This window comes from Paenibacillus sp. USHLN196 (genome assembly GCF_037144955.1).
Classification (GTDB): Bacteria; Bacillota; Bacilli; order Paenibacillales; family Paenibacillaceae; genus Paenibacillus; species Paenibacillus xylanexedens_C.
Genome location: NZ_JBBCYH010000004.1, coordinates 158,301 through 183,311 on the forward strand (window position 1 = coordinate 158,301; position 25,011 = coordinate 183,311).

General features: G+C 45.2%; 23 protein-coding genes. 16 read left to right on the forward strand and 7 right to left on the reverse strand.

Features of this window, described 5'->3' with window-relative positions:
• Position 1: 1 nt before the first annotated feature.
• The 3 genes from WFI24_RS10635 to WFI24_RS10645 form a co-directional block, all read right to left on the reverse strand.
• The gene (locus tag WFI24_RS10635) at positions 2-979 is read right to left on the reverse strand and encodes a type I phosphomannose isomerase catalytic subunit (RefSeq protein ID WP_336760576.1); all 978 of its coding nucleotides are present in this window, start codon (positions 977-979) and stop codon (positions 2-4) included.
• A 189-nt stretch (positions 980-1,168) separates the two neighbouring features.
• A complete protein-coding gene (locus WFI24_RS10640; protein ID WP_336760578.1) occupies positions 1,169-1,753 on the reverse strand; it encodes a class I SAM-dependent methyltransferase in 585 nt (194 codons plus the stop codon).
• A complete protein-coding gene (locus WFI24_RS10645; protein WP_336760580.1) occupies positions 1,754-2,707 on the reverse strand; it encodes a TIGR01212 family radical SAM protein in 954 nt (317 codons plus the stop codon). It lies immediately after the preceding gene.
• Between the two features lie 318 nt (positions 2,708-3,025).
• Here WFI24_RS10645 and WFI24_RS10650 point away from each other — a divergent pair, with 318 nt between their 5' ends.
• Together WFI24_RS10650 and trmB are read left to right on the forward strand one after the other, a co-directional pair.
• A complete protein-coding gene (locus WFI24_RS10650; RefSeq protein WP_017689675.1) occupies positions 3,026-3,226 on the forward strand; it encodes a hypothetical protein in 201 nt (66 codons plus the stop codon).
• 152 nt (positions 3,227-3,378) lie between these two features.
• On the forward strand, positions 3,379-4,134 hold the full coding sequence (gene trmB / locus WFI24_RS10655; protein ID WP_336760583.1) for a tRNA (guanosine(46)-N7)-methyltransferase TrmB: 756 nt from the start codon (positions 3,379-3,381) through the stop codon (positions 4,132-4,134).
• A 117-nt stretch (positions 4,135-4,251) separates the two neighbouring features.
• Here trmB and WFI24_RS10660 read toward each other — a convergent pair whose 3' ends face one another.
• Positions 4,252-6,507 (reverse strand): AraC family transcriptional regulator, encoded by a 2,256-nt coding sequence (locus tag WFI24_RS10660; protein ID WP_336760585.1) that lies wholly within the window; start codon positions 6,505-6,507, stop codon positions 4,252-4,254.
• Between the two features lie 407 nt (positions 6,508-6,914).
• Here WFI24_RS10660 and WFI24_RS10665 point away from each other — a divergent pair, with 407 nt between their 5' ends.
• The 3 genes from WFI24_RS10665 (at position 6,915) to WFI24_RS10675 (ending at position 10,434) form a co-directional block, all read left to right on the forward strand.
• Positions 6,915-7,820 (forward strand): ABC transporter permease, encoded by a 906-nt coding sequence (locus WFI24_RS10665; RefSeq protein ID WP_336760586.1) that lies wholly within the window; start codon positions 6,915-6,917, stop codon positions 7,818-7,820.
• Between the two features lie 96 nt (positions 7,821-7,916).
• Positions 7,917-8,780 (forward strand): carbohydrate ABC transporter permease, encoded by an 864-nt coding sequence (locus WFI24_RS10670; RefSeq protein ID WP_442956221.1) that lies wholly within the window; start codon positions 7,917-7,919, stop codon positions 8,778-8,780.
• A gap of 100 nt (positions 8,781-8,880) precedes the next feature.
• Positions 8,881-10,434, forward strand: coding sequence for an ABC transporter substrate-binding protein (locus tag WFI24_RS10675; RefSeq protein WP_442956212.1), 1,554 nt, complete (start codon positions 8,881-8,883; stop codon positions 10,432-10,434).
• Positions 10,435-10,541: 107 nt separating this feature from the next.
• Here WFI24_RS10675 and WFI24_RS10680 read toward each other — a convergent pair whose 3' ends face one another.
• Positions 10,542-11,693, reverse strand: coding sequence for an MGDG synthase family glycosyltransferase (locus tag WFI24_RS10680; protein WP_336760591.1), 1,152 nt, complete (start codon positions 11,691-11,693; stop codon positions 10,542-10,544).
• 49 nt (positions 11,694-11,742) lie between these two features.
• Entirely contained in the window at positions 11,743-12,270 is a 528-nt protein-coding gene (locus tag WFI24_RS10685) for a phosphatase PAP2 family protein (RefSeq protein WP_336760592.1), read from the reverse strand.
• Positions 12,271-12,981: 711 nt separating this feature from the next.
• Between WFI24_RS10685 and WFI24_RS10690 the strand changes: the two genes are divergently transcribed.
• The 9 genes from WFI24_RS10690 (at position 12,982) to WFI24_RS10730 (ending at position 21,703) form a co-directional block, all read left to right on the forward strand.
• The gene (locus tag WFI24_RS10690; RefSeq protein WP_336760594.1) at positions 12,982-14,220 is read left to right on the forward strand and encodes a glycosyltransferase family 2 protein; all 1,239 of its coding nucleotides are present in this window, start codon (positions 12,982-12,984) and stop codon (positions 14,218-14,220) included.
• Positions 14,221-14,550: 330 nt separating this feature from the next.
• Positions 14,551-15,045 carry a translation initiation factor IF-3 gene (infC, locus tag WFI24_RS10695; protein WP_145321407.1) on the forward strand — a complete coding sequence of 165 codons (495 nt, stop codon included), beginning with the start codon at positions 14,551-14,553 and terminating at the stop codon, positions 15,043-15,045.
• Between the two features lie 24 nt (positions 15,046-15,069).
• Positions 15,070-15,273 carry a 50S ribosomal protein L35 gene (gene rpmI / locus WFI24_RS10700; RefSeq protein ID WP_017689665.1) on the forward strand — a complete coding sequence of 68 codons (204 nt, stop codon included), beginning with the start codon at positions 15,070-15,072 and terminating at the stop codon, positions 15,271-15,273.
• A gap of 89 nt (positions 15,274-15,362) precedes the next feature.
• Positions 15,363-15,722 carry a 50S ribosomal protein L20 gene (rplT, locus tag WFI24_RS10705; protein ID WP_017689664.1) on the forward strand — a complete coding sequence of 120 codons (360 nt, stop codon included), beginning with the start codon at positions 15,363-15,365 and terminating at the stop codon, positions 15,720-15,722.
• A gap of 577 nt (positions 15,723-16,299) precedes the next feature.
• A complete protein-coding gene (locus WFI24_RS10710; RefSeq protein ID WP_336760609.1) occupies positions 16,300-17,340 on the forward strand; it encodes a BMP family lipoprotein in 1,041 nt (346 codons plus the stop codon).
• A 183-nt stretch (positions 17,341-17,523) separates the two neighbouring features.
• A complete protein-coding gene (locus WFI24_RS10715; protein ID WP_336760611.1) occupies positions 17,524-19,062 on the forward strand; it encodes an ABC transporter ATP-binding protein in 1,539 nt (512 codons plus the stop codon).
• Positions 19,055-20,134 (forward strand): ABC transporter permease, encoded by a 1,080-nt coding sequence (locus WFI24_RS10720; protein ID WP_145319862.1) that lies wholly within the window; start codon positions 19,055-19,057, stop codon positions 20,132-20,134. The genes WFI24_RS10715 and WFI24_RS10720 overlap by 8 nt, the downstream gene beginning before the upstream one ends.
• Positions 20,135-21,097 (forward strand): ABC transporter permease, encoded by a 963-nt coding sequence (locus WFI24_RS10725; RefSeq protein ID WP_145319860.1) that lies wholly within the window; start codon positions 20,135-20,137, stop codon positions 21,095-21,097.
• Between the two features lie 216 nt (positions 21,098-21,313).
• Positions 21,314-21,703 (forward strand): hypothetical protein, encoded by a 390-nt coding sequence (locus WFI24_RS10730; protein WP_336760615.1) that lies wholly within the window; start codon positions 21,314-21,316, stop codon positions 21,701-21,703.
• Positions 21,704-21,709: 6 nt separating this feature from the next.
• On the opposite strand, the gene WFI24_RS10735 is transcribed toward WFI24_RS10730, so the two are convergent.
• Entirely contained in the window at positions 21,710-22,153 is a 444-nt protein-coding gene (locus WFI24_RS10735; RefSeq protein ID WP_397351990.1) for a GNAT family N-acetyltransferase, read from the reverse strand.
• 602 nt (positions 22,154-22,755) lie between these two features.
• On the opposite strand from WFI24_RS10735, the gene ilvB reads away from it, so the two are divergent.
• Both ilvB and ilvN read left to right on the forward strand, forming a co-directional pair.
• A complete protein-coding gene (gene ilvB / locus WFI24_RS10740; protein WP_336760619.1) occupies positions 22,756-24,507 on the forward strand; it encodes a biosynthetic-type acetolactate synthase large subunit in 1,752 nt (583 codons plus the stop codon).
• Positions 24,504-24,986 (forward strand): acetolactate synthase small subunit, encoded by a 483-nt coding sequence (gene ilvN, locus WFI24_RS10745; protein ID WP_024628317.1) that lies wholly within the window; start codon positions 24,504-24,506, stop codon positions 24,984-24,986. Before ilvB ends, ilvN begins: the two co-directional genes overlap by 4 nt.
• Positions 24,987-25,011 lie beyond the last annotated feature (25 nt).

Sequence of the window (25,011 nt, forward strand, 5' to 3'; positions counted from 1 at the left end):
TTTATGGCAGATAAGAGCGAAGAACAGTCGTATTTCCATCTAATGTATAAGAACCCAGATTGGCTGGCAAGAGATAACATTGTCCAGCCTTCAATTCAATGTTATCTGATTCAGCATCAGCCCACGAGAGTGTTCCAGCGCCTTCACAGACAACAAGAATCGTGAAGCTGTCAGGACTTGTGGAGAGTTCCCAGCGTTCCGTTACAATCCCTTTTTCCACCACAAAATAAGGGCATTCCGCAAGTTTGAGCCATTCACCGGGAGTGGCGTTATTTGTTTTCATCGTTGAAGCACCTGCACCCTCATAGGCCGTTACATTCAACGAATCTTCAACATGCAGTTCACGTGGCTTGCCATCCAGCCCCGGACGATTGTAATCGTAGATCCGGTACGTCGTATCCGAGTTTTGCTGGATCTCAGCGACTACTACACCCGCACAGAGCGCATGTACTGTTCCCGCAGGAATAAAGAACGTATCTCCAGCTTCAACAGGGACCTGACGGAGGGTATCCATCACTGTACCGTTCTCCAGTGCTTCTTTCAATGTTGTACGATCCACGCCGTCATTTAAGCCATAGATGATGTGTGCGCCCGGTTTCGCGTCGAGTACATACCACATTTCTGTTTTGCCAAGCTCACCAGGAGGAAGTGCCTCGTACTCATCTGTTGGATGAACCTGAACGGACAGATCATCATTACAGTCGAGCAACTTAATCAAAAGGGGGAAACGCCCACCTTTCTCAGAAACACCTTTCGTTCCGAGCCATTCGGTGCCCAGTTGTTCGCGAACTTCATCCAGACCTTTGCCAGCAAGTGCTCCATTTAATACCTTGGTTGTACCGTTGGGATGATCTGCAATCATCCATCCTTCACCAATATGTCCTTCAGGGGGCGTAAGGCCGAATTGCTCCAGAGCACGACCGCCCCACACACGTTCTTTGAATTCAGGTTGGAATTGTAATGGATATGGCGTAGACATCAGTAATCTCTCCTCTAGTATATGAAATGGTGGATCGCTTTAATCAGTCATGGGCAAGTAGTCCCCATGTACAAACAAGTGAATACGTTTGCATATGTTTATGTAGAACACAGATCGCAGTAAGAGAAAGTCAATAATGGCTCGTCTTGCGATTGTGTCTAGTTTATTGTATTTGGTGAACAAAGGAAATTATTTTTTCTCGATTCCGATCAGGAAAGGCGAAGTTTCTCGCTGTAACTGGCGATAGATCACGACCTGTGCCTGTTCTACCGGCAGGGCAGAGGACCATTTCAATACGGCTTCCGCTTCCTGTGAGCCTCCATCATGACCGGGGTAGAGCACAACCGTAATGATTCCGCGAGGACGTAATAGTGCCAGTGCAGCCTCAAGTGCAGCAATTGTGCTGTCTGTCTCGGTTATAATGGAGGAATCAGCGCTCTCTGAAGGCAGGTACCCCAGATTGAACATAACTGCGCCCACCGCACCAACCCATGATTCAGGCACAGCTTCTGCCATTCGGTCATGGCTTAGTTGAAGCATGGAAATGGAGCCAAGCTTGGCTTCGTCATCTTGTTTTCGAATACGGGCCTGTGCCAGGGTGAGGGCTTCATTTTGAATATCGAATCCGATCACTTGACCACGTCTACCTACTTTTTGTGCCAAAAATAGCGTGTCTGCACCTGTGCCGACTGTTGCATCTATTGCCAGATCACCAGGTTGCAGACGGGAGGCAATCCACTGATGAGCACAGCTGAGAACCGAAAGAAATCCCATCTATGCTCGCCTCCAATACTTCCCTTGCCATGAATCCCGCTCTCGCAGCTCACGATCAATGGAGTTCAACACTTCCCATTTGTTCAGGGACCACATCGGTCCAATCAGCAGATTACGCGGTGCATCGCCTGTAAGGCGGTGTACGATCATTTCCGGTGGAAGCATCTCCAGTGTATCTACAATCAGCCTGATATACTCGTCCTGATCCAGAAAACGTAGAAGACCGGCTTCGTATTGCTTCACCATTGGTGTTTTACGCATGAGATGCAGCAGGTGAATCTTGATGCCCTGTACATCCATATTGGCGACTGCCCGACCGGTGTCCAGCATCATCTCATGCGTTTCTTGAGGCAGACCATATATGATATGTGTGCACACGCGTATATTCCGTTTGCGCAGTTTCTCAACCGCTTCTTCGTAGCACTTCGTGTCGTGCGCCCGATTAATCAAGGTTGATGTGGAATCATGGATGGTTTGAAGCCCCATCTCAACCCACAGATAGGTGCGCTCGTTCAGTTCAGCCAGATAATCCACAACATCATCTGGTAAACAATCCGGGCGAGTGGCGATAGATAATCCAACAACACCTGGTTGCTCTAGAATTTCTTCAAAATATTCGCGTAACTCCTCAACCGGAGCATACGTGTTCGTATAGGCTTGGAAGTAGCCAATATAATGGGCTGTAGGCCACTTTAGGTGCTGTTTATCTCGAATCGTATTGAACTGGGTGACCAGATCTTCACGTCTGCTGCCAGCAAAATCGCCTGATCCACGCGCACTGCAGAAGGTGCAGCCACCTTTCGCAATGGAACCGTCACGGTTGGGACAGGTGAATCCAGCATCCAGCATCACTTTGAAAACCTTATTGTTAAATTGATCTCGCATCTCATAATTCCAGGTATGGAATCGTTTATCTCCCCACAACAGAGGGGGCTGTAATGCAGGTGCATTCATCTTCAGGGTACTCCTTTGACTGTCGAATTACAGTAATCATACGTGAACAAAAATAGAAGCGCTATGCGATTTCCCTCAATGAGGATCGATAGCGATTTTAGGTGTCTTCATGAACTTTTATCATTGTATCAAAAAACTGAAAAAAAAGGGAATCGAAACGCAAAAATAGGCTGTAAAATCAAGGTTTTCTCCTTGCTATAGTTTACACCTTGTGTTATATTTAAATCAACGTCAGACACCATCTAATGGGTATTATTCATCATAGCATTTGCATCAATGTTGACGTCATGGACCATACTATACCGTGAGGTGATATGAATGAATTCCCAAGTTAAAAACAAAGAACTGAATCATGTGTCTGTTGAACTGACGGCAGAAGAAGCATTGGCCTTAACAGGTGTTCGTTTTAATGGAAATCCGAAAGTGAAAGCGGCTGCAAGACAAAAAGTTCGCGATGCTTTCGAAAAGACATTTGATTTTTCACACCAAGATAAGGTAGACTATGAACTACTAAAGTAGTTGGACCCCAATTCCAAATAAATCGAAAAGGGAATCTTTGAGATTTGCCCAAAGTGGCAGATCCGAAGATTCCCTTTTCATTGCTCTTTACAATTTGCCAGTTCTTCGGCAAAATAAGTTTGAGACAAGTATGGGACAAACGGAGGAATAAAATGCGTTTACGTGGCAGAAAAGGGATAAGAGAAAATCTGGAGCAGCAAGTCGATCTTGTTGTACTGGACCCCAAGCAGCACAAAGGAAAATGGTCTGAACTGTTTGGCAATGACCATCCGATCTTCGTGGAATTTGGTATGGGTAAAGGTCAATTTATCAGCCAAATGAGTTATAAATATCCGCAATTTAATTTTATCGGAATTGATATGTATGATGAGCTGGTGCGTCGTGCCAGTGAGAAGGCTCGTAATGCATGGAGTCAGGCTGATGTGGAGACACCACCGAACCTGAAGCTTGCGCTGGCAAATATTGAACAGATTGAGGAAGTTTTTGAACCGGAAGAACTGGAACGCATTTATTTGAACTTCAGTGATCCTTGGCCAAAAGCCAAACATGCGCGCCGTCGGTTGACGCATCCACGCTTCCTGAAAAAATATACGGAATTGCTTAATGCAAGAGGACAGATTCATTTTAAAACCGATTCGGAGACGCTGTTCGATTTCTCACTCAACGCTATTGCCGACTTCGGCCTGCAAATGACCAACCTGTCTTTGAACCTGCATCGTGATGGCTTGAACGAAGAGCATGTGATGACAGAGTACGAGCAGAAATTCATGGGTAAAGGGATGAATATTCACCGAGTTGAAGTAATTGTTGGTGAAGAGGCTTTGCGTGAGTATCAACAGACACGTCTGGACAAGTATAAAGTTCGTGAAGCTTCGGATGAGTCTGACGAAGATCAGGAACAGGAATAAAAGTAACTTCATACAAAAAAGAGCGACCTATGAGAATGAACCATTCATCTCATCAGTCGCTTTTTTTCATTGACGCTCGTTGCACAATGAACCTTTAAACTCATGTCTTTTATGTTTTCAAAAGTTCTCTGAATGGAACTCTTTGCGGCGATAATCGTTCGGTGTAACGCCGTTGAACTTCTTGAACATGCGGTAGAAATAGGAACTGTTGGTGAATCCGGTTCTCTCGGCAATATCGGCAACGGAGTTCTCCGTCTCCACTAATAGATGCTGAGCCTTGGCTATACGCGTTTCGTTAATCACATCGGTGAGCCCTTTCAGGGTGAGTTGTTTGTAGAGCCTGCTCACATAGATTGGCGACATGCCCAGTTCATCTGCAATCGAGGTTAGACAGAGATTAGGGTCTGCATAGTCCCGTTCAATAATGCCATTGATTCTGCGAATTAACTCTTCATGCTTCAGTGTACGTTTCTCCTCAACTTTGGAACCAAGCTCATCAAACATCCGATAGAAATGTTCATGTACCTCACTGATGTCCTCAGCGTCCTTAACAGGCAGCATTAGACCATCGGAGACTGAATCAAGCGTAAGCTGATTATTCTTCTTGAGCGTATTTCGTACATGATTTAGTGTCATCGTCAGATGGGATAAGGCTAGTTGGAAGACAGTGAATGGATATGCGGCTGTTTCGCCGACAATCTCTGCATAGACTTGTTTGGCTTCTCGTGTCTTGCCTGTCATTAGATAATCGATAAGTTGTCTTTCCTTACCTGCGGGGAATGCGTATTCTTTGGTGTGATAAGCCATGATGTCAGAGGTATAGATCAGACAGCTCGCTCCCATGAACAAACGATGGAGTGAAGCTTCGGCTGATCTGGTGTAAGATGCAATACTGTCTTCCAAGGAATCTTCTTCCGTGCCGATGGTAAAGGAGATGGAGCATTTCAAATGGGTCATTACAGCAGCCTGCATCATACGCAGCAGCTCTTCAATCCGGTTAGAAGCAGGTTGCCCAAGTTCATGGCTTTCCGCTTTTTCATTAAAAATGAGTGTGATCAGGTCGCCGCCCATGTCCACAGCTTCTGCGTTGTAGTGGAGATCCGCTGTTTCGGTGCAGATGTTCATCATGGCGTATTTTACAAGCTGGGTCTCGTCACGATACGTTTCATTGAATTCGGTAAAATGGTCAATACGCAACAATACCAGCCTGGATGCACGCTGAACAGCAATCGAGGAACCGTAAAACTTCATTCGTTCTTCCAGCATGCCGCCAGTCACTGTTTCACGGCCCTGCAGTGCCCCTCGCAGAAAATCCTGCCGCAAAAGATGTAGACTGCCACGACGCTCCGCTTCCATCACACGCAAACGAACCAGCACTTTATCAATGGGATGATATAGTTTTCGGGAGACGAGGTAAGAGAGCAGCACGCCTGCAATGAGAAGTGCGACACAAAATAGAACAGTATGTGTGCGCATACTCCGTATATCTGAGGTGATCAGATCATAGGGCGTTATTCTTACATAGCGCCAACCCAGGTTATCGGGAGCGGTGTAGGTAATGAGGGATTTTTCTCCATCGACCTCCTCAGTAAAGTAAGCGGACTGTTTTGTATCCTGCATAATCGGCTGCATAAAAGCTTCGTTGGAGAGATTTTTCATTAATGTACGGTCGCCAAAGTCAGATAACAGATCTCCGTTCTCGTTCACGATAAAGGTCTTGCCTGGTTGATCCACAGCATTCATATTCGGGCTGAGCCAGTCATCCTTGATATTCACAATGACCGCATAGTTTAGTTTGGCGTTGTCGTTAATGGTGTCATAACAGAGGTAGGTATAACTGCTAACTTCTGTTGCTTCGGTCGAGCCGACCTGGTATGTACGCGGGATTGGAACAAAAGGTTTATAGTCATGGAAGCGCTGGAGGATCCCTGTAATGCCCTGGTCGTCAATCTCCGAGATGGACTGCTGCCCATTGCGCACTTCGTTGGAGCTGATAAAGAATTCATTGCTTTTGGAGTTATACACATAGATGGATTCAATAAAGGGAAGGGACATACGGTAGTTATCGAGCTGTTTCATCGCCGATGTGATTTCATAGATATCTGGTTTGGAGTAGAGCAACAATGCAGAGATGGTGTAGTCCTGATAAATCTGATATGACAATGATTTTGCAGTCTCGGTCATTTTGGCCACTTCACGGCTGGCTTGTGTAAGACTGTTCATATCTGTTCGATATACCTGACGAAGAGCGATCCGATTATAGTTGACGTACAAAATGGAAGAAGCCACAAGCAAGGTAGCGACGGTACTGATAATAATACCAATCAGAATCCGTGTGAAGACCTTTTGACTGTCCTCTGAACGTTTAAGCATTGCCTTCCCCTCCTCGGACCTTCCTGTATAGGTGAACAATGGATAACTTCATAACCTAAATCAGACTTCATATACGATGATCAGAAGAGCAAGAGTATCTTGAATTATATATTATGTATGCGTTTACATCAATGCTGGACAGGTGGTTTTGCCTGCTTTCTCCACATAAAGTTCAACTTTCGCTGAATTGTTCACTGGGTTTAGCCTATGCACGATATCAACATTTGTGAACGGATGTGTGTGGATGTCTATTCATTTCATGGTTCGTTCGGTTTGTTCATATTCCATTTCGCAGAATCGTTCATTTTCTGACGGGAAGCTTCAGTATTCGGGAGCGAAGCGAGCATCTACAATAAAAAGAGAGCTCCACCACGCAGCGCTGCAAGAAATTCGGGAGGGATCGAACCATGCTCAAGGAATTGAACAAGAACAAAATCATGTTTCTGATGCTGTTGCCCACGCTGATCTTTTTTCTGATTAACTCGTATTTTCCGATGGTCGGTATCTATTATGCGTTCACCCGGTATGATTTTGAAGGAGGATTATTTGGCAGTCCATTTGTCGGTCTGGAGAACTTTAAGTTCCTATGGCAATCCGGAATGCTGCTGAAGCTCACAACGAACACCGTGGGTTACAATCTCGCCTTCATTATATTAGGAAACGGTCTGGCAATCTTCTGTGCAATCATGCTTAGCGAAATCCGGGGCAGGTTATTCAAAAAAATTACGCAGTCCGTCATGTTCTTGCCGTATTTCATCTCATTTGTACTCCTAAGTGTAATCGCTTACAACATGTTCAACTATGAGTCGGGTTTTGTGAACACGTTGCTCAAACGTTTCGAGGCGGGCCCGGTTGACATTTATAACACACCGTGGATCTGGGTGTTTCTGATCATCATCTTTTATCTGTGGAAAAATCTTGGATACAGCATGGTCATCTATCTGGCCGCCATAACTGGGATAAGTGATGAGTACTATGAAGCTGCCCGGATGGACGGGGCCAATATTTTTCAGCGAATCTGGTACATTACGGTACCGATGCTGAAGCCAACGTTTGTCATACTGCTACTATTCTCGCTTGGCAGCATTATGAAGGGTCAATTCGACCTTTTCTATCAACTGATTGGAAACAACGGGGTGCTGTACAATGCTACGGATATCATCGATACGTATGTGTATCGTTCACTGAAAGTAACGTTTGATATCGGAATGGCCACTGCTGCCGGCTTGTATCAGTCGTTATTCGGCTTCATTCTGATCATGACCGTCAACTATATTATCCGCAAAGTAAATGAGGACTACGCCTTGTTCTAGAACGCCCGCAGGGCAGGAGGGAGAACGATCATGAACACGCCCATGAATACGCACACTCGTACGAATACTCGTCTCAGAGATTCGGAATTCACCTTGATGTTTCAACTGATTGCTTACAGCGTCATCATTATTTTATCGATCATGTGCCTGCTGCCGTTTCTGCTCATTCTATCCGGTTCGTTCAGCAGCAACGAGTCCATTGTGAGGGATGGCTATCACCTCTTTCCGACGGACTTTTCGCTGGAAGGTTACAAAATGGTGTTCAAATTCCCGACCCAGGTACTCAAAGCTTATGGAGTAACGGTGTTTACAACGGTGGTGGGGACTACGCTTGGACTTTTCCTGATCACGATGGCCGGGTTTGTGCTCCAACGCAAGGACTTCAAATATCGGAACACGTTCTCATTTTTTATCTACTTCACAACGTTGTTTGGTGGGGGGCTCGTGCCTTGGTACATTATGCTGGCGAATTACTTCAATCTCACAGATACGTATACTGTACTGATTTTCCCGGGGTTAATGACGCCATTTCTCATTATCCTGATGAAAAACTTCATTCGTTCGGCTGTGCCGGATGAGTTGATCGAGTCTGCCAAAATTGATGGAGCCAATGACTTCCGCATCTATATCAGCATTGTGTTGAAACTGGCGATGCCTGGTATCGCAACTGTAGGTCTGTTTCTGGCACTGGGTTACTGGAATGACTGGTTTACTTCATCTCTCTTCATTAACAATCCGGATATGTACCAGCTGCAATTTTATCTCTATAACACGATGAATACGATTACCTTCATTGACCAAATGGCGATCGGCACAGGGATTACGCTCAGCCAGGATGTACCAACTGAATCAACCAAGATGGCGATGGCAATCGTTGTGACGGGGCCGATTTTGTTCCTGTATCCGTTTGTACAACGTTATTTTGTCAAAGGACTTACCATAGGTGCAGTGAAAGGTTAGAACGTGAACACGCTGTGGGTATCAGGCCATTGGCATCATTTTCGGTCTGAAGCATGGCGAGTCTGCGCTAACATATAAAGGTTCAACACAAAAAGGGAGGATGCGTATGCGTAACAAAACAATTCGGCACCTGTCTCTGGTACTTGCCCTGATGTTGTTCGCCGGGGTGCTTGCCGCATGTAATAACGGTTCGGGGGGATCGACGCAAGGAAGCGAGCAGGGAGGAGCGTCCGAGAACAAAGGCGAGAAAGTAACGCTTCAATTTTACATGCTTGGGGATGCTCCCAAAGATCTGCCTGTCATTGAATCCGAGATCAATAAGCTGGCTGAGACTGATCTGAACGTCAATGTAAAATTCAACTACACCTCATGGACCGACTGGGATCAAAAATATAAACTGCTGCTGTCTTCCGGACAGCCGATCGATCTGATCTTCACAGCGGATTGGACATTCTATCAGTCTTATGCGAAGAAGGGCGCGTTTCTGCCACTGGATGAAATGCTGCCTACAGCAGCACCAGCACTGAAAGCCCATGTCCCTGATGACATGTGGAATGCAGTCAAAATCAATGACAAAATATATACCGTTCCATCGACATGGATTGAGTATGTAACAGAGGGAATTGCGTACCGTGAGGACTTGCGCGAGAAGTACAATCTTCCGAAGCCGGAATCGTTGGAGACACTCGAAGCGTATCTGGAGGGCATCAAAGCCAACGAACCGAATATGATTCCGATTGCGGATAGCAATGCCAACCATACCCATGGTATTCGTCAATTGACATCCAAGCTGGTGAATACAGCAGGTCAACTTCCATATGGACTGGATATTATGTATGATACACCATCAACTGTGACGTCTTATTGGGGATCGGCGCAACATCTCGAAGACCTGAAAACATACAAGCGGTGGATGGACAAAGGCTTTTTCCCGAAAAACGTACTGAATGTAAAGGATACTTCCAACTCATTGCTGCAAAATGGAAAAGCAGCTGTTGTTCTGTCTGGAGAGAACCCGAACAAATTTAATGCAGATGTCATCAAGGTGCAGTCTACGCATCCTGATTGGAAACTGGCTTATTTCCCGTACCCGAATGCGAAAGGGTTTGCACAGCCGGTTCACCCGATTCACAACGGTTTTGCGATTCCGCGCAGCAGCAAAAATCCTGAAAAAGCCTTGGCCTTTTATGAGAAGCTAGTGACTGACAAACGATACAACTGGTTGACTGAATACGGCATTGAGGGCAAAAACTTCGAGGTAGATAATGGATACTACAAGATGGTAGGCGATGCACAGACGAATGGCTTCCCGCGTGAGGGCATGAATGGTTGGGCATGGCGTAATCCGGAATTCATGCTCTATGACAAAACCTTTGATGACGTGCTGACCATGTTTGAAGATCTCGACAAAATCAAAAAGCCTGATATTTATACCGGATTTGCTGAAGACTGGACACCGTACCAAGCCGAGAAGGCTGCATTGGAACAAGTGGAAAAACAATATTTGTATCCGCTTAATGTAGGTTTGGTGGCAGACGTAGAGGCTGGACTGAACACGTTCATGGAGAAGGCAAAACAAGCAGGTTTGGAAAAAATTCAGGCGGAGTACACCAAGCAGTGGCAGGAGTACTTGAAGTTAGCTGGCATTCAATAGTTTGTACTTTCCTTCATAAGAAAAGGTGCCTTCCAATTCGAAGGCACCTTTTCGATGTGGTTGCAGGCTTGTTTGAAGCCGTTGATTAGAGGCTTGATTGGATAAAATTATAAACGGGCCTCTTCTGCGGATGAAGGACGAACGTCCTCCAACAGGTCAATAATACTTTGAGCGCTCTCCATCGGATGAACTTTGGCGATCTCCACCAGATGGCGTTTGCGTTTACGTACGATATCCGGATAGTGATTCAGCAACTTATTCATCCATTTGATCACTACATCGAGCGAAGTTATGGGTTCTCCCAAACCTCTTGCGGTAAAATAATGAACGTTCTCTTCTTCCTGACCTGGTATAGGATTATGGAACAACATTGGAATTCCCTTGGCCAATCCTTCGCTGCAAGTCATGCCGCCAGGCTTGGTGATCAGCAGGTCGGATACTTCCATCAATTTGTCGACTTCGTTGGTGTAACCGATAATATGAATGTTTTCTTTGCGATACATCGAGTTCTGTTCCATGCTGATCCGTGCTTTATCATTGCGTCCGAAACAGAAAATGATCTGAATATCTTCATGCCAGCGTGTCAGTAACGGATGAACTAACTTGTCACTGAGCATTCCCCAACCCCCGCCCATTACCAGTACAGTGGGCATGTTTTTGAGATTAAATCTGCTTCGGATCTCATCTCGACCGGGATGCTCCCAGAAGTTTGGATGTACGGGAATGCCTGTGACTCGAATTTTGTCTTGAGGTACGCCACGCAACATTAGTTTGGACTTAACCTCATCTGAAGAAACCAGGTAAAGGTCTACTTCACGGTTAATCCATGTCCCATGTGCATCATAATCGGTAATGACTGTGCAAAGGGGAACCTGTACACCCAGTCGCTTCAGTCTGGATATGACAGCACTTGGGATCGGGTGGGTGCAGACAATCGCATCGGGACGTAACTGACGCACGACGCTGCGTGTATGTGTATAGAACAGTTTATGCAGCGCCAGCGTTGTGAGCCGGTTCAATGATTTTTTATATTGATGCCTGTATACGTACCCGACGAGTTTGGGCTGGTTAGTCACCGTTTTTTTGTATGCCGTTATAATAAGAGGTGCAACCTTGGGATTTAAGAAACTTCCCAGTTCAAGCACTTTCGTCTGCACGTCTGGCGACAGCTTTCGCAAATGGCTGGACAGTGCATAGGCGGCTTGAGTATGACCCGTACCAAAGCCTTCAGATAATAGTAATACTCTTTTTTTCTCCACGCTTGCTTCACCTGTTCCTGCTAGGTTTTCTGAGTCTAACATATCGGCTTTAAGACCAGAATGCAACTGTTGCAAGTGCGACTAAAGTACCTATTGTGGCACCTGCCAGAACATCGGAAGGATAGTGTAATCCCAGATAAATTCGAGAGAATCCGACAATAAGAGCCACAGGCAACAATATTAGCAATAAGATTGGATCAGTGGTCATAAATGGAACCGTGACCGAAAAAATGGCAGTTGTGTGTCCTGAAGGAAACGAGTGGTCCGTCAGGGGATTACGAAACGTAATGGTATCCGGCAAGGCCAGATAAGGCCGAATGCGAGGATACAATTTTTTCGCGATGGCTACAGGAATATGGCTGACCGTAAGAGCGATACAAGCCTGAAGTCCTGTTGTGCTCCATGGAGCTGGAGCAAGCAGCCAGATTAACAAGGATACTGCAATAGAAGAAGTTGCCCCACCCAGATGAGTGAAATAATACAGCCAAAAATTCATAAAACGATTATGAAGTCGGCCGTTGATCCACATAAAAACATTTCGATCATAATCTTGAAACTTTAAGAAAAAACGGCTCATATTGGCCTCCTGCCAGTCAGGCCGCCCGTAATGGCGGCAGTATTTCCGGTGAATTTCTGCATCCGGTTTCGTCCTGATTAGTATATAACCGTTTTTCGCGAACTTGAGGTTATTTCAGGTATATGTTTATCATATTTTTAAATGTTGTCCTTTTCAAGACGAACACATGTAAAGAACGTAAAATTCATGTTAAAGAGTGGATAGATATCCATCTTAACTTTTTGACTTGAGTAAGCCAAAAAAGATACAATGATTCAACATGGCTGAAATGAGGTAAAAAAATGTGAGTTTTGTTTTAAACTTTTTGAGGTCTGTTTGCGTTATTTGTTATAGAGCCTCTGACGAAGAATAACATGCTGATGAAAAAAGCAGGGACTTTAGAAATAAAAATCAAGTAAACGGCTGAAAATAAGATATAACAGGCATGAATGCGAGGTTGTGGTATCACGAAGTGTCTATTCAGCCTTTAAAGATCACATTTCTGCTTTAGAAAGTGGAATTGGGGTTTTGACAAATGACTGAAAAGAATACAGAATCGATAAAGCAGCCAACTGATAGCAACCAAGCTTTGAAACATTGCCTGATATATTCGCGTAGTACACAAAAGAACAGGGTCATATTCTGCAGATCAAAAAAAAATAACTTGCAGAATCAGGAAGAGAAAATGCTTTAGTAAACTGGGTTTCGAAAAAAAGGGGGTAACAGAGAACGATGTTGGACGCTATATTCGTCACGATGCAGGTCATTCTGGCACTGCTAGCCGTGTACCAATTCACGTTTTCGCTGTTCGGTCTGATTAAGAAAAAGAAAAAGAAACATTATCCGGCGACAAAATCTTTCGCTGTACTCGTCGCAGCACACAATGAGGAACAGGTCATTGGTGCCTTGATGGAGAACCTCAAACAACTTGATTATCCGGAAGATCTGTATGATGTGTTTGTCATCTGTGACAACTGTACGGATGGAACGGCACAGATTGTCAGAGAACATGGGTTAAATGCCTGTGTGCGTACCAATGCCGATCTAAGAGGCAAAGGGTATGCCATCGAATGGATGCTTAAGTACCTGTGGAAATTGCCGCGTCAGTATGACGCAGTTGTCATGTTTGACGCGGATAACCTGGTTGACCGTAACTTCTTGCTTGAGATGAATGATGACTTGAACAATGGTTCGCGTGTTATCCAAGGATACATTGATACGAAAAATCCGGAGGATTCCTGGATTACTGCAGCATACGGTGTATCTTACTGGTACATCAACCGTCTGTGGCAGTTGTCTCGTCATAACTTGAATATGGCGAACTTCCTCGGAGGTACGGGGATGTGCTTCGAGACCAACCTGCTGAAGGAAATTGGCTGGGGCGCAACAAGTCTGGTTGAGGATCTGGAGTTTACGATGCGTAGTGTGCAACGTAATGTATATCCTGTTTTCAACTACGATGCCAAAGTATTTGATGAGAAGCCATTAACATTCAAAGCTTCAGCGAGACAGCGTCTCCGCTGGATGCAAGGTCACTTTACAGTTGCTCGTAGATACTTCTTCCCACTGCTCTGGCAGTCCATTAAGGAAAGAAGCTTGGTGAAATTTGACCTTGCTATCTATGGAGCCAATGTCTATGTTGTATTGCTTACATTCCTGATGACTGCTGCGATGTGGGTAGACATGGCTATATTCAAGGGTCCGCACATTGCAAATATCTATGGATACTTCCCGCTATGGGTTGGATTTATGGCTATTGGCTTGAACATCCTGACGTTCCTGTTGTCGATGGCGTTAGAGAAGGTTACCTTTGCCAAAGTTTATCTATATCTGATCCTGTTCCCGATTTATCTGTTGTCATGGTACCCGATCACGTTCTACGCTTTCTTCACGCAGAACAACAAACAGTGGAGCCACACGCAGCACACGCGTGTTGTTCGGTTGGATGAAGTACAGAGCAAACAAGGGTAAGGAACAGGAATGCATGAGTTGTTGCATCTGATATAACAAATGTATAATTACAAAAAAAGTTGTGACGATGTTTGACAATGTGTTTCGTGGATGTTATAGTATTCAAGTGCGTTAAAACGAATAGCAATGGAATCACAAGTAGAAGTCCGACTTCTCACCTGATCAACACTATGTTGGCTGGTCAACGATCCCAATAATTTATGAAGTGTATACTCATGAAGAATTGTGTTGATTACAGGGATGTCGGTAGCTTGACCGGCATCCCTTTTATTTTTGTGTAACAGGATATTCAAAATGACCTGGAGGTGGACGGTTATTAGTAAAGATCACATGATTAATGATGAGATTCGGGCGAAGGAAGTGCGCCTTGTCGGAGCTGAAGGAGAACAAATTGGGATTACGCCCATTCGCGAAGCACTGCAAATGGCAATTGATCTGAATTTGGATCTGGTCAATGTGGCACCACAGGCTAAACCGCCGGTGTGTCGCATCATGGACTATGGCAAATTCCGCTATGAGCAACAAAAGAAAGATAAAGAAGCCCGTAAGAACCAGAAAATTGTTGACATTAAAGAAGTATGGTTCCGTTCCAATATTGAGGAGCACGATTATCAAACGAAGCTTCGTAATGTAGTTAAGTTTTTGAACGAAGGCGACAAAGTGAAATGTTCTGTTCGTTACCGCGGACGTGAAATTGCACATGCCGCGATTGGTCAACGAATTTTGGAGCGCGTTAAGGTAGAAGTTGCAGAACTTTGTACTATTGAACGTCAACCGAAATTGGAAGGCCGCAGTATGATCATGATTTTGGCTCCTAAAGCCTGATAACATTGGAGGAGGAAACACAAAATGCCTAAAATGAAAACACACAGCAGTTTGAAAGGACGCTTCAAAATTACCGGTTCCGGTAAAGTCCTTCGTTACAAAGCTCACAAAAACCACTTGCTTTCTCACAAATCCAAACGTGCTAAGCGCGTTCTGAACGGTAACCCAGTTATGGCTGCCGGGGATGTTAGACGTTTGAAACAAGGTTTGGCTAACTTGAAAGGCTAATTAAACATTAGTACATTCCGTATGGGGGATCGGCTACGGCCGTACACATACAACGGATACATTTATATTTATTTGGGAGGTTCTTTAATATGGCAAGAGTAAAAGGCGGTTTTGTAGTACGTCGTCGTCATAAAAAGGTTTTGAAACTGGCAAGAGGTTATTTCGGTTCCAAACACCGTATCTTTAAAACAGCAAACGAGCAAGTAATGAAATCCCTGGTATACGCATACCGTGACCGTCGCAACACGAAACGTAACTTCCGCAGACTGTGGATCGTTCGTATCAATGCAGCAGCACGTATGAATGGTTTGTCTTACAACAAACTGATCCATGGTTTGAAACTTGCTGGTGTAGACATGAACCGCAAAATGTTGGCTGATCTGGCCGTTAATGACATCAATGCGTTCAACTCTTTGGCTACTGTAGCTAAAGGCAAAATCAACGCTTAAATTGTATGATACAAGCCGCCGTACCTATATGGCGGCTTTTTTACGGCTTTGAGGGGATTCGGAGATGAATCTCTGAAGGAATAGAACGAATAGGCTATAGTCTGGAAGGGAACAATGAGACCAGACAACGAATGAATAACAGACCAGGGGAATACATAAAATACGAACGGTGAAATAGTGCAAAAGAAAACAGGTGAATTCCACATATCACTAAAGTTCGCGGTATGTTTTTGTTACATAACATCACATCGTTGTAACGTTAGTGTGTTAAAACGCTAAATTATTAAGCGTTTTCAATAAAAAAAGAACAAAAATATGTGATATTTGGTGATGAAACATCTGGATTTTAACACTGGTTGATTGTATAATCACCTCTAGTAGGCTAGTCCTAATTTTTCTCTCCATGTCGTAATGTTCGGTTTTTCGACAGATGATTGGATGCTTCAAGGGTGAGAATGTGCTTTTAATGTCGAAGAAACCATACATTCTGCATAAAAGTCATTCCTGCTATCTGTTGATCCGTTCAATGTAGGCTGGATTGGAATGAAGGATATATCATTAAGGGGGAAAAAGAGAAATGAAAAAGATGCTCAGCTTGTCTTTGGTAATGTTGCTGGCGGTATCGGTTATGCTCGCAGGTTGCGGTAGCAAACCGAAAGAAGAAACAAATGCCGGAGGAGATACAGGTGGCACATCCACTGAAGCAAAATCCGATCTTAAAATCGGTATGGTTACTGACGTAGGTGGAGTTAATGACAAATCCTTTAACCAATCCGCTTGGGAAGCTCTGCAAGCGACTGAAACAGAAACAGGTACTGCAGTTAAATACCTGCAAAGTAAATCCGATGAAGAGTATATTCCGAACCTGAACGAATTCGTTAAAGGCGGATATGACCTGACTTGGGGTATCGGTTTCCAATTGGCTGATGCAATCAAGACTGTTGCTGAGCAAAACACAGATGCTAAACTTGCGATCATTGACAGTGTAGTTGATGTTCCTAACGTTAAATCCGTAACATTTGCTGAAGAAGAAGGATCTTACCTGGTTGGTGTTGTAGCTGGTCTGACAACGAAATCCAACAAAGTTGGTTTTGTAGGCGGTATGGATAGCCCACTGATCAAAAAGTTTGAAGTAGGTTTCAGAGAAGGCGTTAAAGCAGTAAATCCTGATGCTGAGTTTATCTCCAACTATACAGGTGCTTTTGATAAACCTGACCTTGGTAAAGCAGCAGCTGCTACAATGTACAACCAAGGCGTAGACATTATTTTCCACGCTTCCGGTGCTACAGGTAACGGTGTGTTCAACGAAGCAATCGCTCGTAAGAAACAAGGACAAGAAGTATGGGTTATTGGTGTTGATAAAGACCAATCCCTGGAGTTTGGTGATGAAGTAACACTGACTTCCATGATTAAAAAAGTTGACGAAGCCGTTAAACGCGTTAACCAAGAAGTAATCGACGGTACATTTGCTGGCGGTTCCGAGAACCTGACTTTGAAAGAAAACGGCGTAGGTATTGCTGATACTTCTACTGCCAATGTATCTGCTGAAACACTTGCAAAAGTGGACGAGTACAAAGAAAAAATCATCAGCGGCGAAATCAAAGTACCTACTGAGTAATTTGATCCTAGTTGCATAAGAATAAATCATCAGGGCCGGTCTTGACCGGCCTTATGATTGCAAGAACAGGAACATTTGATCAAGTTATCATAACAATTGTACAAGGTCATTGTGCATAACGCTCCGGTAGGAGCTTTTCTTTCGTTTGCGGAACCACACTATATCAGTTATAAGGGTGATTACATGGGTGCAGCAACCCCCGTCGTTGAGTTAAAACAAATAACGAAGCGTTTCCCAGGCATTGTTGCCAACGACGCCATCAGCCTTCAGCTTCGTAAAGGCGAGATTCATGCGCTACTGGGCGAAAACGGCGCTGGTAAGTCAACGTTGATGAATATTGTTTTTGGTCTCTATCAGCCGGATGAAGGTTCCATTGAAGTGAATGGCAAGCCTGTCATCATCGACAGCCCTAACCGCGCGATCGATCTTGGCATCGGCATGGTGCATCAGCACTTTAAGCTTGTACAGCCGTTCACGGTAACAGAGAACATTATTTTGGGATCTGAACCAACGAAGGGTCTCAATATTAACTATAAAAAAGCAGCCGCTGAAGTGCAGCGTCTGTCCGAACAGTATGGACTCAAGGTGAATCCGCATGCCAAGATTCATGATATCTCTGTCGGAATGCAGCAACGTGTGGAGATCGTTAAAACCTTGTATCGCGGTGCAGACATTCTAATTTTTGACGAGCCTACAGCCGTATTGACTCCTCAAGAGATCAAAGAATTGATGATCATCATGAAGAAGCTCGTAGCAGAAGGCAAGTCGATTATTTTGATCACGCACAAACTGAAAGAGATCATGGAGATCTCCGACACGGTAACGATTATCCGTCGGGGTAAAGTCATTGATTCGGTCAAAACATCGGAAACCAATCCGAATGAACTGGCAGAGAAAATGGTAGGCCGGAATGTCACATTCAAAGTGGACAAAAAACCGGCTACACCTGGAGCCAATGTGCTTGAAGTTAGTAAATTGACTGCGAAGAATAAAGAAGGTATTTCGGTTCTAAACCAACTTAACCTGAATGTGCGTGCAGGAGAGATTGTCGGAATCGCAGGCGTGGATGGTAACGGTCAAAGTGAACTCATTGAAGCTCTTACCGGACTTCGTAAAGTCGAGAGCGGTTCGATTCGTTTGGAAGGCAAGGAGCTGTCCAATCATTCTCCGCGCCATATTTCGGAATCGGGCGTAGCCCATATCCCGGAAGATCGACACAAACATGGACTTGTCCTTGATTTTTCAGTGAGTGAAAATATTGTTCTGGAATCGTATTATAAAGCACCATACACCCGTAAAGGGTTCCTTAACTTCGATGCGATCAAAAAGCAGGCGAAGCGGCTTGTGGAGGCATTTGACGTGCGTACACCAAGCATCGAGACCAAAGCTCGCTCCTTGTCCGGAGGAAACCAGCAGAAGGCCATTATCGCCCGTGAGGTGGATAAAAACCCTGAATTGCTTATTGCTGCCCAACCAACACGTGGTCTGGACGTAGGGGCGATTGAGTTCGTGCAAAAGCAACTGATAGCACAACGCGATCAAGGTAAGGCTGTTCTGCTGATTTCATTTGAGCTTGATGAGATTATCAATGTATCTGACCGAATTGCTGTTATCTATGAAGGCCAGATCGTTGGCGAGGTGCTGCCGGAAGAAACCAATGACAGGGAGCTCGGCTTGATGATGGCGGGCAGCACCCAAAAGAGAGGTACTGCGCATGAATAACGTATTGAAATGGTTTACCCGAGATTCATTTATTTTGCCTGTCGTCGCCATTGTTATGGGTCTGATTCTCGGTGGGGTTGTCATGCTGATTGGTGGTTACAATCCGGTTGAAGCTTATGGCGCATTGTTCACCAAGGTATTTGGAGACATGTACAACTTTGGTGAAGCGGTACGTGAAATGACGCCACTGATCATGACTGGACTTGCATTTGCATTTGCATCACGTGCAGGGCTGTTCAACATCGGGGGAGAAGGACAATTTCTCGTCGGTATGACAGCTGCAACATTTGTTGGTGTTAAGTTTGCGGGTTTGCCGATCTACCTCCATGCGCCACTGGCTTTGATTGCCGGTGCATTGTTTGGTGGTCTTTGGGCCGCGATTGCTGGTTATCTGAAAGCGGCACGTGGGGTCAATGAAGTTATCAGCAGTATCATGTTGAACTGGATTGGTCTGTATCTGGCTAACCTTATCGTTCGCCAATTCTTGCTGTTAAAAGGCGAGAATCGTTCCGTGGATATCAGTGAATCGGCTTCGATTAGTTTGACATGGCTCTCTGAACTGATGGGCAACTCCCGTGTACACATGGGGACGTTGATTGCCATTGTGATGGCTGTGCTCTTTTATATCTATATGTGGAAAACAAAACAGGGTTATGAAATCCGCGCTGTAGGCTACAACCCTAATGCGGCTGAATATGCAGGTATGCATGTTAACCGGAATATCGTAAAAGCGATGTTCATCAGTGGTATGCTTGCAGGTCTTGGTGGTGCATTCCAGGTGCTCGGGGTGTTCCAGTACCAGACTGTCATGTCGGGTTCGCCGGGAACAGGTTTTGACGGAATTGCGGTTGCCCTGATTGGTTTGAATCATCCGTTTGGGGTGTTATTGGGGGCAGTGCTGTTCGGTACCCTCACGTACGGATCTGCAGGTATGAGTTTTGCTGCGGATGTTCCGCCTGAGATTATTCGGATTGTGATCGGTTCGATTATCTTCTTCATTGCGGCACAGGGCATCGTGCGCTGGATACTTAAACCGTTCTATTCGAAGCGCAAGAAAGAGAAGGTGTTGTAGATGGACTTGTTGACAATTGGGCAAATTATCAATACGACGCTTGTCTTTGCTACGGCATTGATTTTTGCATCCCTCGGCGGAATTTTTTCGGAAAAATCAGGTGTAACAAACCTTGGACTTGAAGGCTTTATGGTCTTTGGTGCCTTTGCAGCTGGAATCGGGGCGCATTATGCTCAAGAAGCGGGCATGGGTGGAACCACATCGGCCTGGATGGGTATTTTGCTTGCGATTGTATTAGGCGTACTCGTGTCGCTGATTCATGCCGTTGCGTCTATTACATTTAAGGCAGACCAGATTATCAGTGGTATCGTCATTAACTTTTTGGCAGCAGGAAGTACGTTGTACCTGGTTAAACTGTTGTTTGAAGGTTCTGGTGATTCACCGTTGGTTTCAGGGTTCAGCAAGTTTGATGTGCCGTTCTTGAAAGACATTCCTTTGCTTGGAGAAGCCTTCTTCAAGAATGTATATCCAACGACATATCTGGCCATTCTGTTCGTATTCCTGACGTATTACATAATGTTCAAAACGCCATTTGGTCTGCGCCTGCGTTCTGTAGGTGAACATCCAAGTGCGGCAGATACGGTCGGTATTAAGGTGCGTCGTTATCGCTATGTTGCCGTTATGATCAGTGGTGCGCTTGCGGCCATTGGTGGAGCTGCGATTACATTGACGACTACAGGTACATTCTCACACAATACGGTTTCCGGCCAAGGTTATATTGCCATTGCAGCTATGATCTTTGGTAAGTGGAATCCTATTGGTGCCTTTGGTGCGGCTGTGTTCTTCGGATTCTCTCAAGCGATCCGGAACTATGTACAGTTGTTCGAATGGTCACAGAGTATTCCCCAGGAAATTATTTATATGCTGCCTTACCTGCTTACCATTATCGTTCTCGTTGCAGCGGTTGGTCGTTCTTCGGCTCCGTCTGCTCTCGGTGAAGCGTACGATCCGGGTAAAAGGTAACAATCTTCAGCATATCAAGTTAGCTATCCAATGCTTTGTTTTAAAAGGGTCCGCCTTGTGCGGGCCTTTTTTGTTTTCTTGAATGCTCATCCATTTTTGCATACTCTCCCTGGTTCTCGTTCAGATACCCATATTTTCAGGTAGGGACAAAGAAACAGGCGAATTCGGTCATGGACGAATACACTGTTTTGAACGATCCGAGGAGGAGGGGAAAGTATGAAACAACAAGTTACGCGTGATGAAGCGATGAAATTAATAGGCAAAAATATTGTGGCAATCAAAAAAGACGGCACTCGGGTTACGGGAAAGCTGTTGAAAGTATCGGGCAACAAACTGGTACTGAAGCGTCTGAATGGCAAAAAAGTACGTACAAAAGCGATTCTGCCACTGGTGTTGTTTGATCTGCTCGCTATTGCCACACTGCCTTACGCTTATGGCCCTGGCCCCGGCTTCGGTCCCGGATATGGATCTGGACCGAAACCAGGCCCTGGATATGGTCCAGGTTACGGACCGGGATATGGACCTGGAGGACCTGGTGGCGGTTATGGCCCTGGCCCTGGTTTCGGCCCATATGGCCCGGGGCCACGTCCACCAGGATTTTTCTAGGTCATTCTATAATGTTTTTTCCATTTCGTAGCAGCGGCTTATCATAATGTATCGAATCGCACTATATCCATTTTTTTGATAAAACTGAAGCCCTTTGGTATTGCCTTCATCCACCATGACTTTCGATCTTTTACAACCCCGAGATGCCGCAAAGCTCTCTGCTTTGAGCAACAAAGTCTGCCCGTAACGTTTGCGTTGCTCTTTCGGACTAACGGCCATCATATCGACATAGAGCAGTTCACCATGCATGAGAAAATGGATGAATGCAACAGCAGCTTTGTCTGGCTCTGGCGAGACAACAAAGGTCATGCCCCTGTTCATTCGCAGGGGTATTTCTTTGCGGATTTTATTAATTTCTTTTTCACTCATATGAGATAGAGGAACAAGTTGAGTGTCAATCAGCTTCATGATGGCGCCATCATCCAGCTTGGATGTGCGTTGCCGAATCACCATGCGGAGTCTCCTTTCAGGACCAGTCGTGCTGCTCGTATATTCTATGCCCGAAGCAAGATAAAAGGTGACTGAATGAAGTGCGGGGAGTAGGGCAACCTTATAGGCTGAACAGGGAGGAAGGAAGGTTCTCTGAATTTTTATGCAAAACAGGTATTGACTTATCGGTTGGAGGAATCATATAATGTTCCTAACATTTAACGAGAATATTTCATCGGCTATGAAGAGGACGAAGTTTTAAGGGCTCTTTTGCTCAGAGAGTGGCTGGAATTGCTGAAACCACCACCATAACCCCTTATATACGAGCTCACCTCGGAGCTGTTTTCCTGAAAAGCACTGGATGTCACTCCTTTCGCGTATTAGGGGAAATCGTATGTCTGCGTTACAGACAACAGGTATGGGAAACGACTATGTTCGTTTGAGCTATCGTTTTGTTGTACCTGGTAAGGTCCGTTATTGCGAAATTTCGGACAAAGTTGGGTGGTACCACGGAAGCGATAACCTTTCGTCCCTCGCAAGCATGAACTTGTTTGCAGGGATGGAAGGTTTTTTTTGTAACTTTAAATGTCAGAATGATGTAAATTCCGAGAGGAGGATGACTGATGGGAGCTCAAATTCCAGAAGTACGGTCAACAGATGAATTACGCGAAAAATGGATGAAGCCGGAGGTCATTAGCGGATCAGAAATTCTGCTGAGAAGCTTGTTGCTTGAAGGTGTAGATTGTGTATTTGGTTACCCGGGCGGTGCAGTGTTGTACATTTACGATGCAATGTATGGTTTCGAGGACTTTAAGCACGTCTTAACCCGTCACGAACAAGGTGCAATTCACGCGGCTGACGGATATGCACGGGCAAGCGGAAAAGTGGGTGTATGTATTGCTACCTCCGGACCAGGAGCAACGAATCTGGTTACCGGTATTGCAACAGCATATATGGATTCAGTACCACTCGTAGTCATTACGGGGAACGTAATCTCGAGCCTAATCGGTTCAGATGCTTTCCAGGAAGCGGACATTACCGGGATTACAATGCCAATTACCAAACACAGTTACTTGGTGAAGGATGTAAAAGACCTGTCCAGTGTAATTCATGAGGCATTCCATATTGCCAATACCGGTCGTAAAGGTCCTGTACTGATCGACATCCCAAAAGATGTATCAGCCAACAAAACATTGTTTGAACCGACAACTGAACCTGTTATATTGAGAGGGTACAATCCACGGACAGTACCGAACAAACTGCAGGTTGACCGTTTGGCTCAGGCCATTCAGGAAGCAGAACGTCCAATGATTCTGGCCGGTGGCGGTGTGGTATACTCGGGTGGACATGAAGAACTGTTCGAGTTTGTTGAGAAGACAGGCATTCCAATTACAACTACACTTCTTGGTCTTGGCGCATTCCCGAGTGGTCATGAATTATGGACGGGTATGCCAGGTATGCACGGAACGTACACTTCCAATCAAGCCATTCAAAAAGCGGATCTGCTGATTAACATCGGCGCACGATTCGATGATCGGGTAACAGGCAAGCTGGATGGATTCGCTCCACATGCCAAGATCGTTCATATCGATATTGATCCGGCTGAGATTGGTAAAAACATCGCAACGGATATTCCAATTGTTGGTGATGTGAAAACGGTACTGGAAATTGCAAACAAAGAAGTTAAGCGTGCAGAGCGTGCAGATGCATGGAGAGACCAGATCAAACAGTGGAAACAAGAGAAGCCTTACAGCTATACGGATTCAGACGAAGTGCTGAAACCTCAGTGGGTTGTAGAAATGCTGAATGATACAACCAAAGGTGAAGCGATTGTGACGACGGATGTGGGACAACATCAGATGTGGGCAGCACAATATTATAAGTTTAATCAACCACGTTCATGGGTAACTTCGGGTGGTCTCGGAACGATGGGCTTTGGATTCCCTTCTGCAATTGGTGCTCAGATGGCCAATCCGGACAGACTCGTTATCTCCATTAACGGTGATGGCGGAATGCAGATGTGTTCCCAAGAACTAGCGATCTGTGCCATTAACAATATACCGGTAAAAATTGTTATCATTAACAATCAGGTACTTGGAATGGTTCGCCAATGGCAGGAACTCATCTATGAGAACCGTTACAGCCACATTGATCTGGCAGGAAGTCCGGATTTTGTAAAACTGGCTGAAGCATATGGCGTGAAAGGATTGCGTGCAACGAATAAAGAAGAAGCGGAGCGGGCTTGGCAGGAAGCTCTGGATACACCAGGACCAGTCGTTGTAGAATTCGTGGTACGCAAGGAAGAAAATGTGTATCCAATGGTTCCACAGGGAGCAACAATTGATCAAATGCTGATGGGGGATGCTGAGGAATGATTAGACATACGATTTCAATATTGGTTAACGATCAGCCAGGCGTCCTTCAGCGGGTATCAGGGTTGTTCGGTCGACGCGGATTTAACATTGAAAGTATTACAGTGGGTCAATCGGAAGAACCCGGACTCTCCCGGATGGTTATTGTCACCATTGGTGACGATAAAACACTGGAGCAGATTGAGAAACAATTGTACAAAATCATCGATGTCATTAAAGTGGTTGATTTCAGCCTGAAACCGATGGTAGCCCGTGAACTCGCGCTGATCAAAGTGAAAGCAGAGCCTTCCGAGCGTCCTGAAATTCTGGGTGTGGTGGAAACTTTCCGCGCATCCGTTGTAGATGTTGGTCCAGGCAGCCTGATTGTGCAGGTGGTCGGAGATACGGACAAAATTGATGCGATGATTGAATTGCTCAAGCCATACGGCATTCGCGAATTGTCCCGTACAGGCATAACTGCATTGGTACGCGGCAACGTATAAGGCTATAATGAATGAAGAGGGGACG